This is a genomic window from Microbulbifer maximicatervae (SeqCode) (genome assembly GCF_052468095.1).
Map to the genome: position 1 here is coordinate 261,156 of NZ_CP174332.1, position 17,056 is coordinate 278,211.

The 17,056-nt window shown below is 45.5% G+C and carries 15 protein-coding genes; 10 read left to right on the top strand and 5 right to left on the bottom strand.

Annotation, left to right across the window (positions count from 1 at the left end):
- Window positions 1-3 precede the first annotated feature (3 nt).
- The 5 genes from parE (at window position 4) to asnB (ending at window position 8,175) form a co-directional block, all read left to right on the top strand.
- Window positions 4-1,890 (top strand): DNA topoisomerase IV subunit B, encoded by a 1,887-nt coding sequence (parE, locus tag ACJJIL_RS01200; protein ID WP_445361001.1) that lies wholly within the window; start codon window positions 4-6, stop codon window positions 1,888-1,890.
- A gap of 83 nt (window positions 1,891-1,973) precedes the next feature.
- Window positions 1,974-2,744, top strand: a complete 771-nt coding sequence (locus ACJJIL_RS01205) for a hypothetical protein (RefSeq protein WP_444907089.1) — start codon at window positions 1,974-1,976, stop codon at window positions 2,742-2,744.
- Between the two features lie 656 nt (window positions 2,745-3,400).
- Window positions 3,401-4,539 (top strand): IS3 family transposase gene (locus ACJJIL_RS01210; protein WP_445361002.1). Its coding sequence is split into 2 segments (ribosomal slippage): window positions 3,401-3,650 and window positions 3,650-4,539, totalling 1,140 coding nucleotides; the frame shifts between segments, so codons are not numbered across the junction.
- Window positions 4,530-5,804, top strand: a complete 1,275-nt coding sequence (locus ACJJIL_RS01215) for an FG-GAP repeat protein (RefSeq protein WP_445361003.1) — start codon at window positions 4,530-4,532, stop codon at window positions 5,802-5,804. The genes ACJJIL_RS01210 and ACJJIL_RS01215 overlap by 10 nt, the downstream gene beginning before the upstream one ends.
- Window positions 5,805-6,240: 436 nt before the next feature.
- Window positions 6,241-8,175, top strand: coding sequence for an asparagine synthase (glutamine-hydrolyzing) (gene asnB, locus ACJJIL_RS01220; protein WP_445361004.1), 1,935 nt, complete (start codon window positions 6,241-6,243; stop codon window positions 8,173-8,175).
- 150 nt (window positions 8,176-8,325) lie between these two features.
- Here the strand turns inward: asnB and ACJJIL_RS01225 are convergent, their stop codons facing one another.
- Window positions 8,326-9,117 carry an SDR family NAD(P)-dependent oxidoreductase gene (locus ACJJIL_RS01225; RefSeq protein WP_445361005.1) on the bottom strand — a complete coding sequence of 264 codons (792 nt, stop codon included), beginning with the start codon at window positions 9,115-9,117 and terminating at the stop codon, window positions 8,326-8,328.
- A gap of 111 nt (window positions 9,118-9,228) precedes the next feature.
- Between ACJJIL_RS01225 and ACJJIL_RS01230 the strand changes: the two genes are divergently transcribed.
- Together ACJJIL_RS01230 and ACJJIL_RS01235 are read left to right on the top strand one after the other, a co-directional pair.
- Complete coding sequence (locus ACJJIL_RS01230) at window positions 9,229-9,585, top strand: winged helix-turn-helix transcriptional regulator (protein ID WP_445361006.1); 357 nt, start codon at window positions 9,229-9,231, stop codon at window positions 9,583-9,585.
- A gap of 60 nt (window positions 9,586-9,645) precedes the next feature.
- On the top strand, window positions 9,646-10,359 hold the full coding sequence (locus ACJJIL_RS01235; protein ID WP_445361007.1) for an NUDIX hydrolase: 714 nt from the start codon (window positions 9,646-9,648) through the stop codon (window positions 10,357-10,359).
- Window positions 10,360-10,379: 20 nt separating this feature from the next.
- Here ACJJIL_RS01235 and ACJJIL_RS01240 read toward each other — a convergent pair whose 3' ends face one another.
- From ACJJIL_RS01240 to ACJJIL_RS01250, 3 genes are all read right to left on the bottom strand, one after another.
- Window positions 10,380-11,219 carry an ADP-ribosylglycohydrolase family protein gene (locus ACJJIL_RS01240; protein ID WP_445361008.1) on the bottom strand — a complete coding sequence of 280 codons (840 nt, stop codon included), beginning with the start codon at window positions 11,217-11,219 and terminating at the stop codon, window positions 10,380-10,382.
- Window positions 11,220-11,253: 34 nt separating this feature from the next.
- A complete protein-coding gene (locus ACJJIL_RS01245) occupies window positions 11,254-12,669 on the bottom strand; it encodes a nicotinate phosphoribosyltransferase (RefSeq protein WP_445361009.1) in 1,416 nt (471 codons plus the stop codon).
- Window positions 12,670-12,873: 204 nt separating this feature from the next.
- Window positions 12,874-13,986: a bifunctional nicotinamide-nucleotide adenylyltransferase/Nudix hydroxylase gene (locus tag ACJJIL_RS01250; RefSeq protein WP_445361985.1), complete on the bottom strand. Its 1,113-nt coding sequence runs from the start codon at window positions 13,984-13,986 to the stop codon at window positions 12,874-12,876.
- A 139-nt stretch (window positions 13,987-14,125) separates the two neighbouring features.
- Here ACJJIL_RS01250 and ACJJIL_RS01255 point away from each other — a divergent pair, with 139 nt between their 5' ends.
- On the top strand, window positions 14,126-14,521 hold the full coding sequence (locus ACJJIL_RS01255; protein ID WP_282931030.1) for an FAD-binding oxidoreductase: 396 nt from the start codon (window positions 14,126-14,128) through the stop codon (window positions 14,519-14,521).
- A gap of 57 nt (window positions 14,522-14,578) precedes the next feature.
- Here the strand turns inward: ACJJIL_RS01255 and ACJJIL_RS01260 are convergent, their stop codons facing one another.
- Window positions 14,579-15,493, bottom strand: a complete 915-nt coding sequence (locus tag ACJJIL_RS01260) for a LysR family transcriptional regulator (protein ID WP_445361010.1) — start codon at window positions 15,491-15,493, stop codon at window positions 14,579-14,581.
- Between the two features lie 117 nt (window positions 15,494-15,610).
- On the opposite strand from ACJJIL_RS01260, the gene ACJJIL_RS01265 reads away from it, so the two are divergent.
- On the top strand, window positions 15,611-16,333 hold the full coding sequence (locus ACJJIL_RS01265) for an SDR family oxidoreductase (RefSeq protein WP_445361011.1): 723 nt from the start codon (window positions 15,611-15,613) through the stop codon (window positions 16,331-16,333).
- 131 nt (window positions 16,334-16,464) lie between these two features.
- Window positions 16,465-16,995 carry a hypothetical protein gene (locus ACJJIL_RS01270; RefSeq protein ID WP_445361012.1) on the top strand — a complete coding sequence of 177 codons (531 nt, stop codon included), beginning with the start codon at window positions 16,465-16,467 and terminating at the stop codon, window positions 16,993-16,995.
- Window positions 16,996-17,056: the final 61 nt, after the last annotated feature.

Below are 17,056 nucleotides of genomic sequence, written 5' to 3' on the forward strand. Positions count from 1 at the left end.
ATTATGGCTAATTATTCCGCCGAAGATATTGAGGTACTCACGGGACTAGATCCGGTGCGTAAGCGCCCCGGGATGTATACCGATACCGCACGCCCAAATCACCTGGCTCAGGAGGTAATCGACAACAGTGTCGACGAAGCCCTGGCCGGACATGCCAAGAAAATTGAAGTGGTGTTACACAAGGACCACTCGCTTTCTGTCAGCGACAACGGCCGCGGTATGCCTGTCGATATCCACCCCGAGCAGGGACGGCCTGGTGTAGAGGTTATCCTCTCCACTCTGCACGCCGGCGGTAAGTTTTCCAATGACAATTACCAATTCTCCGGCGGCCTTCACGGTGTTGGTGTTTCGGTGGTTAATGCCCTCTCAAAAGTGCTGGAGGTTACTATCCAGCGAGATGGTAAGGTTCATCGCATTGGCTTTAAGGATGGTGAAAAGGCCTCCGACCTGGAAGTAGTAGGTGAGTGCGGCAAGCGCACAACAGGCACCAGTGTTCGCTTCTTACCAGATCCCCAATATTTTGATTCCGCTAAATTTTCAGTGGTGCGCCTACGACACCTTCTGCGTGCCAAGGCGGTGCTCTGCCCGGGTCTCACGGTTACGTTTATCAATGAGCAGGATGGCGAGTCCGATGAGTGGTATTACGAAGATGGCCTCAAGGACTATTTGGCCGCTGCAAATCAGGGCTGGGAAGTACTGCCAGCAGAACCATTTGTAGGTAGTTTTACAGCTACTACTGAGGCGGCAGACTGGGCGGTCCAATGGTTGCCAGAGGGCGGAGAAGTCACCGCTGAATCCTACGTAAACTTGATTCCCACCGCTCAGGGCGGTACCCATGTCAACGGTTTGCGGGCCGGCCTGCTGGAAGCAATGCGCGAATACTGTGAAATCCGCAATCTGCTACCGCGCGGAATTAAATTGGGACCAGAAGATATTTGGAGCCAGTGTTCTTACGTTCTCTCTGCCAAACTGGCTGATCCCCAATTCTCGGGCCAGACAAAAGAAAGACTTTCCTCCCGTGAAGCGACCGCATTTATTTCCGGTGTCGCCAAAGATGCATTCAGCTTGTGGCTGAACCAGCATACGGAAGAGGGCGATAAACTGGCGGAATTGTGTATTGGCAATGCACAGAAGCGTATGCGCTCCGCGAAAAAAGTTGCGCGTAAAAAAGTTACTCAGGGGCCGGCCTTGCCTGGCAAACTGGCAGACTGCTCCAGTGGAGATACCACGCGTTCTGAACTCTTCCTGGTGGAGGGTGATTCAGCTGGTGGCTCCGCCAAGCAGGCGCGGGATCGGGAATTCCAGGCTATCATGCCGCTGCGTGGTAAAATCCTGAATACGTGGGAAGTTGACTCAGGGGAAATTCTCGCTAGCCAGGAAGTGCATGATATTGCTGTAGCTCTCGGGGTGGACCCGGGCAGCGATAACCTGGAAGGCTTGCGTTACAACAAGATCTGTATCCTCGCCGATGCCGACTCAGACGGGCTGCATATTGCTACGCTGTTATGCGCGCTTTTCTTACGTCATTTCCGTCCGTTGGTTACTAACGGTCATGTCTATGTGGCCATGCCCCCACTGTTCCGAATTGATATCGGTAAAGACGTTTATTATGCGTTGGATGAATCTGAGAAACAGGGCATCCTTGATCGTATCAGTGCAGAAAAGAAAAAAGGCAAGATTCAGGTAACCCGATTTAAGGGATTGGGAGAAATGAATCCTATGCAATTGCGTGAAACTACGATGGACCCCAATACCCGTCGTCTGGTACAGCTCTATATAGATTCAGGAGATGACAGTAATCAACTACTAGATATGCTCCTGGCTAAAAAGCGTGCTGGAGATCGCAAGCAGTGGCTGGAAAGTAAAGGGAATCTGGCTGAAGTAGGTTAAATTCTAATTAATCTCAGATCTATTTTTTTTAGGTTGCCTTAGTTTACTAGGGCAACAATTTAAAGCTCTATGGAAGGTGTTTTGTGAAATTAAGCCATTTATTTATCTTATTTGTTTTTTTAGTTTCTCCTTTAACCGGATTGGCCAAAGACATTCAGTCTTTGCTAAATCAGGAAGTAGATAACTTTATAGCTGAATTAAAAGGTGAAGATAACTTAGCTTTAACCAAAGCTGCTAATCGTATTACAGGATCTGGATTAAGTGATGAACGTTTATTTGATGTGGCTGAACAGCTTCTCCTGGAAAAACACCAGGCGAATATGACAGTTGCTCAACGTGATGAACAAGTGATTAGTGAAATCGTTAATTTGTTACGTACACTTTCGTCATCTGGGAATACAAAATATTCCCCCACTATCAATAAGATAATGCGCGAAAGTGGTAATCGTGCGATTAGAAATCGAGCGAAGCATGTGCTGACCAAGTTTAGTTTTTATCAAAAGCGCAATGCATTGATGCAGAATATGGAAGGTCATGTAGCCACTAATAGCTTGCATACTACACGGTTATTAAATTTGCTTAATAGTAACGATATGATTATGCAGCGATTTGCCGCTGAGGAAGTTGTCCGTGACGGAACTGCTGAAGTTGCAATTCAGGAGTGGTTTTACCAGGCGGTAGAGAAGGATGTTCGACAGCCTGTAGATAAACTGCATATCGATACACTCGCTTGGTACTGCAAAGCACTAGGTACGGTTAATAAAAGTGAGTACAAGGAATTTCTGAACTCTATCGCTAATGATAGAAATGTACACAGAAAAATCAGAAGGCACGTTAAGAAAATTCTCGGCTAAGTAGCTATAACTGAGCGAAATGCCTTTGTCATTTCGCTCATAACTCATCTTTCACTCTCCTCTCCTGTTTTCTGTTGGCATAGAAATATGTTTAACACATGTGGCCGCGATTTTTTTTAGGTTGATATACCTCATCTCTTCCTTCTCGGTTTAATCTTGGCGGGTGCATTTACTTACTAATTTTAAATTTCTGAAATTTAATGGCAGAGGAATTATTTTTGCTTTTATCTAAAGGTTATGTCGTTGGCTGATTGCATATAGGGTATTCAGGCGTGCAAGTATTTGTTTCTGCTTGGTGAGATCTATTAGATGACAATAATATTAGAGTTGTGGATACGTTAACCTTCTTCTTGTTTTCTTAGGCCGTCAGTCTTCCAGATGCATAGAAATATGAAATGAACGTTACAAGGTAGGTGATTATATAATTTTGCTAATAGAACATTATCTGTTGGTAAATCTGTAAAATCTAAGAGTTGGCACTAAATGTTATGTAAATTACCGTCTTGTTCGAAGGAGTAGAGCTGGATTATGGTATGGGATACATTAAGTGCTGTTGGCGAACTTGTTGGAGCCTTCGCGGTTGTCGCATCCTTGGTAGTGGTCTAATCCTTCCGGACACTTCGCTAAGATGGTAAAACTACCAAGCGAGGTGAAGTATGACAACAAAAGGTACACGTCGGCATTTCAAGCCGGAATTTAAGAAAGACGCCGTAGCGCTAGTCTCTGAGCAAGGGTATTCAATTTCTAAAGCAGCAGAGGCTGTAGGAACAACAGCCAATAACCTGCGACGCTGGATAAAGGAACAGAAGCAGGAAGAAGACGGTGTGAGGTTGGGTGTAGGCGAGCGCGCAGAATTAGAGCGATTACGACGTGAAAATAAGCAGTTGCGGATGGAGAAAGAAATCCTAAAAAAGGCCAGCGCCTTCTTTGCGAAAGAAATGAAATAAAGTACAGCTTTATTGAAAAACAGCAAGGCAGCTTTCCTGTTAGGGTGCTCTGCCGGGTAATGCAGGTAAGTAAGACTAGTTATTACGATTGGTGTTGCCGTGGTAATAGCTCAATAGATGCTCAAACATGGCAACTATGCCATCGTTTGAAGGCCCTATTTGCAGAATCTAGACAGAGTCTCGGAAGTCGTCGGTTAATGAAGCTGTTACGTAAAGAAGGCTTTGAAGTCGGGCGCTATCGAGTCCGCAAGCTCATGAAAAAGCTAGGCTTGGCAGTAAAGCGCAAGAAGCGATTTACACTGACGACAGACAGTAAACATCACCTGCCTGTCGCAGAGAACCTTCTGAATAGGGAGTTCTCACCGAGTGCTAAAAATCAAGTTTGGACGACTGATATTACATATATTTGGACTTCGCAGGGCTGGCTGTACTTGGCGGTAGTGATTGATCTCTATTCGCGCCGGATTGTTGGTTGGCATCTAGATCGCAAGATGGAAACGGCCCTGGTAACTCGTGCGTTGATGATGGCTGTCAATTTGCGTACGCCCCCAAAAGGTCTCCTGCATCACTCTGATCGTGGCAGTCAGTATGCCAGCCATACCTACCAAATGTTATTGAGTCAGCAGGGGATGGTGTGTTCAATGAGCCGTAAGGGAAATTGTTGGGACAACGCACCGACTGAACGTTTCTTCAGCAGCCTGAAGCGGGAGTGGTTAACGGGAAACCTCTATCCGACAAGGGAGGATGCGGTAGCAGATGTAAGAGCCTATATTGCTTATTACAACTCACGCAGAATACATACAACACTGGGAGATCTAGCCCCTATCGAATTTGAGGAATGTGCTTAAAGAAGTGTCCGGCTGGAGTTGACCACAACAATCAGTTTGGTTGGAATCTAGCAATTAGCGATGATGGCAACCTGCTTGCAGTAGGTGCTCCTCTCGAAGATAGCGGTGGTGACCAAGAGGATAACCTGACACCTGATTCAGGTGCAGTTTATATTTTTAGTCGGGAAGATGGCGAATGGACACAGCAAGCCTATCTTAAGTCTCCAGACCCTCAAGAAGCTGCAGAGTTTGGAACTGCATTGAGTCTTAGCGATGATGGTTATACGCTTGCAGTAGGGGCATTCAAGGAGAACGGGGAAAATGATAATTTTTCTGCGGGCGCTGTTCATATTTTTTCCCGAAGTAATGGAGGTTGGGTCCATAGCGCCCGACTTCAAGCAGACAATCAAGGAAATAATGACCTATTTGGTTATGCCCTTAGCCTTAGTGGGAATGGTTCTACTTTAGCAGTAACCGCACCCAGTGAAGATGGTGGTCTTGATGGTGATTCTATTGAAGATTCTGGAGCTGTATATGTGTTCCGTAATGAGGAGGGAAGTTGGTCACAGTATGCCTACATTAAGGCTACTGATATTTCTGAGGGGCTAGGTTTTGGTTCTTCGATAAGCCTTGATGATGCCGGGGCTTCATTCGCAGTTGGGGCTTATGCTGACAATGCAGAGGCAGGTTCCGTTTATCTATACCAGTTGGATGGTGAATCCTGGGTGGAAGATAGCAAGATATCGGCTAGTAATCCTGTCACTGGTGATTGGTTTGGATTTGCGCTCAATTTAAGTGGTAATGGGCAAACTCTAGCAGTTGGCGCCCCATTACAAAATGGATCTAACAGTGGCGCTGTCTACATTTTTTCTCGAAAAGAAAACGCTTGGGAGCAAACTGCCTATTTGAAAGCTTCCAATCCTCATGTATCGGCTTACTTTGGAGAGGCGGTAAAGCTGAGTGATGATGGCAGTTTTATCGCCGTGGGAGCATGGGGAGAGAAAAGCTATAGCCAAGGATTGTTCGGAGATAATACAGACGAATCTTCAACTAGAGCAGGAGCAGTTTATACCTATATATTTAATGGCGTAGACTGGTCTAGTGAAGCTTATATTAAGGCGAGCAACACAGACTCGGGAGACCATTTTGGTGGCTCTGTTGCGCTAAGTGGAGATGGAGCTAGTTTAGCTGTAGGGGCGAACGGTGAGGATGGAGCGGATAGCGGTTTGTTCGCAAACCCTGAGAGCAATGAAGCTGAAAATGCAGGAGCGGTCTATATTTATTAATTGGGCTGTATAATTTGTATTTACGTATAAGGTTAGTTGTTTGAGTTTAAATGGTATTTTTATTATTAATCTAGACCGAACGGAATACGTACAATGTAAATTTTAGAGATCTTTATTCTAAGTATAGATTTTAGGCTGCTCAGGTAAATCAAAAGATTTTCCTAGAGCAGCAATATATCTAGAGTTTTAGCTAAAGCTTAGCTGGATAGTGAAAGAAAAGGATATCTTTAAAATTTATAACTCTCTTTAAGTCTGAGCTTGTAATCAAGCTCAGCTAGTGAAATGTGAGTTTGGTTCTAAATTTTAATATCATACTTATCTCTAGTTCAATTCTTTAATGCATAAGTATTTGCTCGCTTTTTTTTGAGTAGATGGCGCGAAGTACTTTTTTGCTAATCTGAGGCAGTCCTTCTATCGATATTGGGGAGGCAGCAAAATGTGTGGGCTGCTAGCTGTATTTTCAAATACCGTTGTATACAACGGGGAACAGATTTATCGAGCATTACAGCCCCTTTCCCATCGAGGGCCTGATGGTGAAGGGTTCTGGTCATCAGGAGATGGACGGGCCTGGCTGGCTCATAAGCGCCTCAGTATTATTGACTTGGAAGGTGGTCAGCAGCCACTATTAAGTGATGATGGAGAGATAGCCTGCATTGTTAATGGTGAATTTTATAATTATTTAGAGATAAAAGATGATTTGATAAGGCGGAACTATCGTTTTCTTACACAATCGGATAGTGAAATACTTATCGGCCTATATCAAGAGTTTGGTGTTTATTGCCTGGAATATCTACGAGGGGAATTTTCTTTCGTACTTTACGATAAAAGAAAAAACTTAATATTTTCTGCTCGAGATAGGTTTGGAATAAAACCTCTATTTTATTATTGGACAGATGGATGCTTGTGTTTTGCATCAGAAGTTAAGGCCTTCAAAGCGCTTGGCTTGCCGATAGATTGGAATCCACATACTTTTTTGCAAGAAATTAGCTTCTTGCATGCTCCAGCTTCTAGTTTGTTTAACAATATTCATGAGCTTCCTCCTGGTCATTATGGTTTGGCCTATTTGGATGATCTACAATTTTCGACTCATCTTTATTGGAATTTACACTTCCCCACTATTGCGGAACAAGGAAGTATTGTTTTCGATGAGAAAGAGGTTATTAGTGAGGTGCGCGAGCGCTTCTCTGAATCGATTAAGTTAAGGCTCAAAGCTGATGTACCTGTTGCCTGCTATTTGAGTGGTGGCATAGATGCCTCCTCCGTGCTTGGTATAGCGCAAGGTATGGTGGATAAGCCGATCGATGCATTCACCTTATCTTTTGATCATCCGGCCTATGATGAGTCCTCTAACGCAAAATCCATGACTGATTATTTGGGAAGTAATTATCACCCTGTTGAAATTGATAGTGACACACTAATCTCTTGCTTTGAGGATACTGCTTATACCGGCGAAAAAATGTTCTTTAACGGTAACGCTATCACTAAATATGTTCTAAGCCGAGTTGTTCGAGAACACGGTTATAAAGTGGTTCTTACTGGGGATGGAGCAGATGAAGTATTTGCTGGTTACGGTTGGTTCAGGCAAGATTTTATCGAAAATTATTTAGATACAATTCCAAAAAAAGAAAAGCAAGCTATCTTGCAGAAATTGCAGTCTGGTGATCCTGTTTCCGAAGGCGTTTTTATGGCCTCTACAAGAATGCATCAGTCACAGGTGGTGAAGTCAGCCCTTGGCTTCTTTCCAAACTGGATGCAGAGCTTTATGGATATGGGCACAAAGATATTCCCATTGTTTTGTGAGGATTATGCCGAGTATATACAGCACTTACAGCCCGCAGAAACCCTGTTAGAACACTTGGGAGGTGCCTTTTCAGTTAAGAGCAGGTCTATTTTATCAAAAAGTCTATATACCTTTACCAAGTCTATGCTGCCCCACTATGTTCTTACAATGATGGGGGATAGAACAGAAATGGCTCACTCTATCGAAGGGCGCCTACCTTTTCTGGATCACCACCTGGTTGAGTATGTCTCAGTATTGCCGGATAAATACAAGATTCGCGGGTTAACGGAGAAATATATACTCAGAGAAGCCATGAAACCTGTGTTAACAGAGCAAGTATACAAGAAGCAAAAACAGCCTCTTTGGACTCCACCACTTACAGATAAGAAAAACAGGAAGCTTCATGAATATATGAAGGATATTGTTCATAGCCGTGCAACTTTGGATATGCCGTTTTTGGACCATAAGAAGGCAATTAGATTTTTTGAGAAGAGTGATAGCTTATTGCAAGCCGATCAGAATGTTGTTGATGCTGTAAAATACCTTATCGTGAGTGGTATTTTGTTGCACAAACGATTGGTTATGTCTTAGGATTTAATTTTCTACTTTAGATGGTTTTGATGGTTTACTCTGGATATTTAAATAAAAGATAAAATAACAATTCTTTAGCAGGAGCTGCAGTGCAGGAATTTCTCTAAATTGAGCCCGAATAAAATACTTCTATCCGGGCGTTTTGGTATTCTAGTTTCTCCCAGCAATTACCCCGCCATCAACGTCCCAAATGGCTCCAGTTACCCAACTTGCTTTGTCGCTTAAAAGAAAATCTACGACATCAGCGATGTCTTCAGGTTTGCCAATTCTGCCAATAGGATGAAAGCTATCGAAGGAGGCAAGTGCTTGGTCTATTTCCCCTGGATCGATAAAGGATCCATAGATAGGCGTCTTAACCACCGCAGGGGATACTGCATTAACACGAACATTGTGATCGGCCAGCTCCATTGCCATATGTTGGGTGAGTGAATGTAAACCGGCTTTGGCCATTGAATAGGCTGAGGAGGGTGTCGCCTTTACGGATTGCTTGGCCCACATGGAGCCAATATTCACTACACTGCCCCCGCCATTGTCTACCATGTTTTTTGTTACGGCCTGGCTAATAAAGAAGGTGGCACGGTTGAGGTCGAGATAAGTGTCGTAGTCTTCCCGAGTATGTTCAAGAAATGCAGTAGGATTAAAATATCCAGCGGCGTTTACCAGGTATTTAAAATGATGATTACTGGATTTTATATATTCGATAATCTTGCTGATATCAGCCTGTTGATAGAGGTCTGCCTGAAGTGCTTCTGCAGAGCCCATCTGAGTTAATTTACTGTGGGCTCTTTCAAGTTTGTTGAGATTATTGCCAATAATAACTGTGTGGATTCCCTGTTTCACCAGCAGGTTTGCAATGGCGAGTCCCATACCACTGGAACCACCAACGATTAAGGCAACTTCTTTTTGTTCAGCAGAATCTGGTCTTTTAGTGGAGTCACTCATATTATTTCCTCACTGAGATATGCTCATTACGTGAGTGGAGTTTAGAAAAGAACCGGATGGGTTGAAAAGTAAGCACAAAATGGTGTACTAGTTACTTTTTGGTAAGTATTGATGAAATCAGAGAAAAATATGCTCACGCGAAAGCGCCCGCCCAAGAGAAGTGCCAGAATGGTTGAGACTATCTATGGCTGTAAATGGTCCCTTACTGTCTATCAGCTTCTGGCTAGAGGGGTAAATCGACCGGGGGAGATGGTTCGCAGCGTTGAGGGTTTGACTACCAAGGTCCTGAATGAATGTTTACGTAGAAATATGGAGTTCGGGATACTGGAGCGGATCAGCTATGCAGAGATTCCTCCCCGTGTGGAGTATAACGTTACAGAATTTGGACAGAAATTCCTGAGAATTCTGGACGACTTGGAAAAGCTACAAGAGGAAATTGACGGCTCAGAATTACCTGAAAGTAAATAACTTTATCCCACCAATACGTTCGAGTTACACTAAGTGTCTAAATGATACTTGTCTCTCCCTATGAATGAAAAAGACTATATAGCTCGCTATGAGAAGCGTAACTTTGACGCTCCTTTAGTTACTGTGGATGCAGTTCTATTTACCTATCACGAAGGCTTTCTCAAGGTGTTATTGGTTAAGCGCTCTGCTCACCCAGAGAAAGGAAAGTGGGCTTTGCCTGGAGGATTTGTCTCTGAAACCGAAGATAATAGTCTGGAGGCGACAGCTAACCGAAAGCTAAAAGAAAAGACATCAGTTAAACCTCCCTATTTAGAGCAGCTTTATACTTTTGGAGGGCCCAGCAGGGATAAACGGGGGTGGTCGGTAACGGTTGCCTATACTGCCTTGATTGCCCACCAATGCTGTGCAAGTGCAATCAATACTGTGTCGAGTGTGGACTGGTTGCCTTACTCTCAGATATCTCAATTATCTCTGGCTTTTGATCATCAGGAAATTATTCGTCGTGCCCATGAGCGTTTGGTTCAAAAAGCGCTCTATACGATTGTGCCCGCATTTACATTACCGGAAACCTTTACCTTGCCAGAGTTACAGCAAGTACATGAGGCAATAATTGGGAAACCAATACAGAAAAAATCATTTCGCAGGCGAATTGAGCAGGCAAATCTGTTAGTAGATACTGGTGAAAAACGTTCCGAAAAAGGCCGGCCTGCAGCGCTCTATCGTTTGAATGAAAGCTCCGCTGATCATAAATTTATAAGAAATTTAGAGCTTTAACTGAAAAATAGTTTAGCTTATTAAGATAAAAAATTATTAACTAATTTTTTATCTAGCTCAATCAGGTATTGGTATCCATAAGTACTATTTTCCAGGCCAGAGAGTAAACTGAAAGGAAGTCCCGAATCGTACTCTCTGGTAAGTGCTGCAAGCCCGCAGGCAATTGCGGCGACACTATCAGTATCACCACCAAAATCTATACAGGTCTTCAATAGTCCAAGGAAGTCTCGATTACTTTGTAGTGCTGTATTTACCGCAGCCAAGGTTTCTAAGGCATCACAGTTGACCTTGCCAGACCAGCTTCCTATTAATTTTAGGTTGAGCTTTTTCTCAATAAGCTTGGGCAACTCAAATAGAGCTGATTTTTGGTAGATTAATAGATGTGCCATTAGGGCAACTGCTTGAGCAGATAAGATCCCCTCTTCGGTATTGTGCGTAACGCTAGCTTGGCATTTAGCCACTGTTAGTAGTTGATCAATATCGGGAATGAGCCCAAGGGGTACTGAGCGCATTGCAGCGCCGTTACGTTTGCTGTGAGGCCTTATCTTGCGAGTTAAATCCTTCCCAGTTTCACAGCTATCGAGAAGGCTTTGAAAGCCTGATGCATATCCAAGGCGAGGATCACGCTTATAAGTGTGGATAAAAGCTTGTGCAAAGTCCGACTCTTGGGGATTCGAATTCTCAAGAAGGAGCTCAGCAATAGCCAAGCTCATCTGAGTATCGTCGGTATAACAACCGAGTTTGATGCCAAGGGGATGAGAGATATACCCGTTAGCATGATTGTTATTGTTAATAATCTCACGGCTACAAAACTCAAATCCGGCTCCGTAGGCATCTCCAACTGCAATTTCCAATAACATCAAAGCCCCCTAAAAGATTACCGATTAGTTAATATTAACTGGCAACAGCCAATACATCTCTACCTTCAACAATAACTGCCCGTTTCCGAATAGTTTCCAGGTCTTGTTCTATAAGTAATTTCCCGTTGCGGTAGACGGTTTCCAGCAGATTATTACGGCTACCAATATCTTGCTCACGAATAGTGTAGGGCGTTCCGTCGGTACGATTTATTAATGCCAAGCGCCCTCTCTTGGAGCGCTTACCGCTATCGGTGGCGGGGTCTTTGTAAACATCCCGCCATAGGCCATCGACTCGAACCGCACTGGCTTTCATGGCGAACCTCATGGTATCCCGGTTAACTTTTTGTAAAAGCTGACCTCCCATACCGAAGCTAATATTTTCAGCGCTCTGTTTTCTGGCCTTCATTGCGCTGAGGATGCCCTCAATGGTGTGTAGAGAAATCCCGTCACCCTGGATCACCCGAATAAAGTCAGGAAGTACTCGGAAACCTTTACTATTAATGGTCGCTCCGAATATTCTCATCAAGCGCTCAATAGTCTGAGTGACTATATCAACGGGATCGCCGCTATCCGGGCGAATTACCAGGGTGCCGCCATTATTTTCTACCCTCTCTTTTAATTCACCGCCCCAGATATTCTCGATAGCACTCCAAAGATCGTAGCTGTCACTCACTACGGCGACCAGACGATTGTCACCGCTGAATTGCGTCAGCATATTTTCATAGGCTTTGGCTTCCTGCTCGCGTCCCCAACTGGTCATGGTGCTGTGCTCTGCAGCGGGTATTGAAAATCCGGCCATTGGGGCTGCGTAGTAGCGGCGGCCGGCGAGTACGGCGGCAATGGTGTCTGTGCCTTGGAAATTTACCAGGTGGGCCAGGCCCCCAATAGCAGCTGTCTCTTCGCTGCTAGCACCGCGTGCGCCAAAGTCATGTAGCTTGAAGGGCAGTGAGTCGAGGCCCTCAGCAGTTTCCAGTAAATATCGTTGAATGACCTTTTTGGCTTCCCGGCTTTGGGTGGCAACTGTGGTGGGGTACCAAATTGCGCGCAGCAGGGCGGTTTCGATATAGCTGGTTAGCCAGAAGCACTGAGGGTCTGTATTGACTACTTGGACTAAGACATTCGTAGTTGGGATAACGCTGCCCTCGGGAACTGCTTGAATCTCAATGGGCAGGTAACCCTGATGCTCCTGAAGAACGAATTCCCATCCCTCGCGATTAAATGGCAGGCCATGGGCCAGACAGAGCTCCTCTGCCTCTTCGATGTGCTCTGCGTTGATCGGCGTAGTCAGGTACTGCTTGATAAATGCCTGTAGGCCAAAGAAAACAGCCTCTTTGAACTGGCCGCCCCGGCTCTCGATATAGCTGCTGACATACTGGATTCCCTCTGGGTACTGAAGGTAGTGGCTGGTTTTATAGCTGTCGACATTCAGGATTGGGTTGTACTGGTTCATCGCGGAAATCCTCCGTGAGTAGTTGTTAGCACCGGTCTCTCCAGTGCGGGCCTTGCTAATTATTGTCTAAAGGACACCAACTAAGTTAATAGTGTTTTTTCGATACTAAACTGTCAAGTATTGGCGTGTTTTTTTGGGTATTGGTGAAGGTAATGCGAGTTGTTGAATGTGTAAGAGGCGGCAATTGGCCACCTCTTACCAGTTTTAGGCACCGCCAATCAGGGATTGAATGATGTAATAGTGGTCTTCAAATAGCTGCTGAGGGTCCAGATCAGCGAGGGGCACCCAGCGGGCATGGCGAGCGTCGTCACCGCCCTTTACCTTGGGAAGCTGTTGGCTGGGAGCCAGTTCTATGTAATAGGCGTGCGTGATGGTCCTTCCACGAGCCGAGCGATAGGGTTCATCGAATACATCCTGCCGGCGTATAGATCCTTTCAACACTGGTGTCGGGACTTTAAGGCGTGTTTCCTCTCGCAATTCTCGCAGGCAAGCATCGATCAGTCGCTCACCGGGGTCGACAAAACCACCGGGCAGCGCCCATAAACCCCGCCCGGGAAAAGCTCGTCGCTCTATCAGCAGGATATGGCCAGATTGGACCACTACAGCATCGACAGTAACGTGAGTTGGCGGATAGGGAGCGGTGGCCCAGGAGGATCTGTAGCGCTGGATAAATGCCATTTCTTCGCGCATCTCGCCGTAGGCTGGGTTGGTCTCCACAAACTCTCTTAAAGCGCCAACAGTGCCCTCTGGCAATTGCTTTTCCTGGCCGAGTGAATTCAACAAGCTATCGGCGCTGTCGGTAAATAGTGCCTCCCTAAAGGGGGTCGCACTGATTTCGTTGTGATTCTCCACCCCAAGGGATTCCCACTGGGGGAAGAGGTTGAGGTAAAAACCGCTCTGGTCTTTCTGGTGCCCGATTAATGCAATTTGAGGTGGCTTGTGGGGAATGGTGTGATGAGCGGTCACTATGCTGTTAACGGAGTTTTGTACATTGCGTACCCACAGCTCATCGTTATAGGGCACATCCATTAAAGGTAGGCAGGTCAGGCGCTTGTTGTCACTCTCGCTTAAACTTTTCCTGATAAATTGTTCCCGCTCGCGATGAGTCCAGGGGTTGCGAGGATTGCGGGGCTGGTTGGCGGAGCCAATCAGGATAATCAGGTGCTGGGCCTGAGCTAATCCGCACTGGACTACTTTTAGATGTCCGGAATGAAATGGCTGGAATCGACCGATAAAAACGGCAAAATCGTAGTGCTGGGCCATAGCAGCAAGCTCCTTGCTGTGAATAAACCCCGGTCTCTCCAGGGCTTGAATAATGGGTCTTGAAACATTATGTGTCTAATAGACACTAATGGCAAGTGGGCTTAAATTCAATTTTTAGTGGTTTACCGAAGAGGTGGGGTTATATTTCAGTGTCCGAGCCGATTTACTTTTTTTGAGTGTATGAGTAGAACTGATGTGCCGCTGGTTGTTGTTCATTTCCTTATTGAGTTTGGAAGCCTTTGCGCAGGAAATAGAGCCATTTACTACTGATGGTTGTAGCGCATTTCCCGATGGAACTTTTGATCAACAGGAGTTGTGGCTCGACTGCTGTATTGCCCATGATTATGCCTACTGGAAAGGGGGCACATACGATGAACGCGAGCAAGCGGATAAAGATCTGGAAGTCTGTGTAGCTGGAACAGGGGAAGAAGAAGTTGCACTAATGATGTTACTTGGAGTTCGGGTTGGCGGTACGCCTTTTTTACCCACCCCATTTCGCTGGGGGTATGGCTGGCCCTATTTGCGTGGCTACAAGGCTTTGTCACCGGTGGAATTACAGGCAATAAAACAATCAGAAGGTGAACTTTGACGGTAATTAGGAAAAGCTAGTCACAGAGACAAATTGTTCGCGTTTATTTTAGGTACTTTATTCAATAGGACTAACAGCTAAAGCCTGTAAATAAATATCTGCAAAACCCTCCTTGAGCCACTGCATCAAATTGCGCATCCGTAATAATTGGTGGCGTAGGGGCGGGCATACCATGGAGAGCTCGGTAGACTCAGACCAGCCGGGCAGAATTTCAACCAGACGCCCACTGGCAATATCTGCCTGGACATAGACATCTGCCAGCCGGGTAATTCCAAGTCCCTCAATTGCAGCGCGGTGCATTACCCTTCCGCTAATCAATTTAGTGCTGTTTTCAACTTGCACAACCTGTTGATTCTTACCTCGTGTCAGCAGCCATTGATCCACACTGCCGGAAATTAGCGGTACAGATGCTAAATCAGCAGGTTTTTCTATAGGTCCATATTCTTGAAGGAACTTTGGGCTGGCTACGTATCGGGTTTTGATAGTGTGAAGTTTACGCACGATTAGAGAGGAGTCCGGCAAACTGCCCATACGAATAACCAAATCGTACTGGTCTTGAATCAAATCTACTCGGGTGCTGGAAAAATCCAGATGAACCCTAACTCCTGGATTGGCCTGCTGAAACTTGATCACCAGCGGAGCAATCAAGCTCTCCCCGATAACGCCACCAACAGCGTTGATGCGGATGTTTCCCTCCAGTCCTCCCTTTGATTCACTGGCCCACTCGGCGGCTGAATCCAACTGCTGCATCGCTTGCTTGCAACGCAAATAGTAACCCTCACCAATCTCGGTAAGACGCAGTTGTCTTGTCGTGCGGTAGAGAAGCTGTATATCCAGGGTTGTTTCCAGCTCTGTGACCAGTTGGCTCAAATTGGCCTTGGAAAAGCCGCTGTCCCGCGCTGCAGCGGTGAAGCTTCCGGCATCGGCCACCTGAATAAATGCACGAATAGCGCGCCATGAGATATTGTTCATAAAAACCAAACAATGTTTTCCGATTGGTTGGGCTAATCATATTAGTCGGAATTCCTATACTGGGTCTACTTAAGCAAAACTATCCGCCGGGATAACTCATTGAAGGAGAGAGAGCCCATGTCCAAACCACTCGTTGTTATTACTGGAGCCAGTTCAGGTATTGGTGCTGCCATTGCCCAACATATGTCTGCTGCCGGGCATCCTCTATTATTGTTGGCAAGGCGTGTGGACAAACTGGAAGCTTTAAATCTGCCAGATACTCTTTGCAGGAAAGTGGATGTGACTGATATGGCAGCCTTGCGCGAGGCAATTCGTGAGGCTGAGACTCAGTTTGGTCCGGTTGACTGTCTGATTAACAATGCCGGCAAAATGTTACTGGGCAATATTGAAACCCAGAACCCCGATGAGTGGCGGCAAATGTTCGATGTGAATGTATTGGCCTTGCTTAACGGTATGCAGGCAGTTTTGGAAGATATGAAAACTCGCCATTCCGGGACCATTATCAATATCAGTTCTATTGCTGGAGTAAAAACATTTATCAATCATGCTGCGTACTGTGGTACCAAGTATGCTGTCTCTGCTATTGGTGAAACCGTGCGTGAGGAAGTGGCACCTACCGGAGTACGTGTAATGACCATATGCCCCGGCGCGGTGGAAACAGAGCTGCTAAGCCACACTACCTCAGCAGAAATTATTGAGGCCTATCAACAATGGAAAGAATCCATTGGTGGTGCAATTAATGCAGAGGATATTGCTCGCACAGTTATGTTCATGTACTCCCAGCCCCAGCATGTAAATATTCGAGAGGTTCAAATTGCAGCAACAGGGCAGGGACAGTAATCCTGATTTTGTACCGCGCAAACACTAATCTTTTTTCCAAGCAATATTTCTTTTGCTAATATTCCCAACTTAAGCCAGCTAACCGGAGCTGGCTTAGGCTGGAATGGATAGTAAAGGATATGGAGATATCAGTGCGAAGAACGATTTTAATTGCCGGCCTGATTTTATGTTCCTCTGCGTTTGCACGACAAAATACAGATGAGCAAGAGAGTGGCGTAGCGGAAACGGCAAAATCAGTGATGTCTAACATCGTCAGCTTTGGTAAAAACCTGATGGATGGTGCCAGTGAAGGTGTGGTTGATGGACGTAAAACAGGGCAGAGTACTGATGGTGCTGTACTTATCAATACGCTGGAAGATCTCAATAAGTATCTGGAAACCGATGTTATCGCAGTGACCGCCCATGCAGAGAGTGGTTGCTATGTTGAAGTTGGTTTTAAAAATCAAAATGACTTCCCCGTGCGGTTAATTGACCTGGATAGCTCCGAGGCAGTGATCCTTATTGACCAGGATGGCTATGCAACCAACTTGTTTAGGGGCAAAGGAAACCCTGAAGAACTCACGATTCCCAGTAATGCTGGACGCAAACAAAAGTTCTACTTTGCTATAGAGTGGGATCAAGTGCGTGAAATCCGAATTCTCGGTAAAGTCATGCAGCCATAGCCAGTAACTGGCGCTGGAGAGAAGTGGAGCTACGGCTGGGGTTGTGGATACCCAGCCTGCT

What these genes read in the sequence shown, in the direction of transcription:
- ACJJIL_RS01235 (WP_445361007.1), top strand. Translation starts at nt 9,646, where the DNA reads ATGAATGAAAAAGACTATATAGCTCGCTATGAGAAGCGTAACTTTGAC.
- ACJJIL_RS01265 (WP_445361011.1), top strand. Translation starts at nt 15,611, where the DNA reads ATGTCCAAACCACTCGTTGTTATTACTGGAGCCAGTTCAGGTATTGGT.
- ACJJIL_RS01245 (WP_445361009.1), bottom strand. Translation starts at nt 12,669, where the DNA reads ATGAACCAGTACAACCCAATCCTGAATGTCGACAGCTATAAAACCAGC.
- parE (WP_445361001.1), top strand. Translation starts at nt 4, where the DNA reads ATGGCTAATTATTCCGCCGAAGATATTGAGGTACTCACGGGACTAGAT.
- ACJJIL_RS01215 (WP_445361003.1), top strand. Translation starts at nt 4,530, where the DNA reads ATGTGCTTAAAGAAGTGTCCGGCTGGAGTTGACCACAACAATCAGTTT.
- ACJJIL_RS01240 (WP_445361008.1), bottom strand. Translation starts at nt 11,219, where the DNA reads ATGTTATTGGAAATTGCAGTTGGAGATGCCTACGGAGCCGGATTTGAG.
- ACJJIL_RS01230 (WP_445361006.1), top strand. Translation starts at nt 9,229, where the DNA reads ATGAAATCAGAGAAAAATATGCTCACGCGAAAGCGCCCGCCCAAGAGA.
- asnB (WP_445361004.1), top strand. Translation starts at nt 6,241, where the DNA reads ATGTGTGGGCTGCTAGCTGTATTTTCAAATACCGTTGTATACAACGGG.
- ACJJIL_RS01255 (WP_282931030.1), top strand. Translation starts at nt 14,126, where the DNA reads ATGTGCCGCTGGTTGTTGTTCATTTCCTTATTGAGTTTGGAAGCCTTT.
- ACJJIL_RS01260 (WP_445361010.1), bottom strand. Translation starts at nt 15,493, where the DNA reads ATGAACAATATCTCATGGCGCGCTATTCGTGCATTTATTCAGGTGGCC.
- ACJJIL_RS01225 (WP_445361005.1), bottom strand. Translation starts at nt 9,117, where the DNA reads ATGAGTGACTCCACTAAAAGACCAGATTCTGCTGAACAAAAAGAAGTT.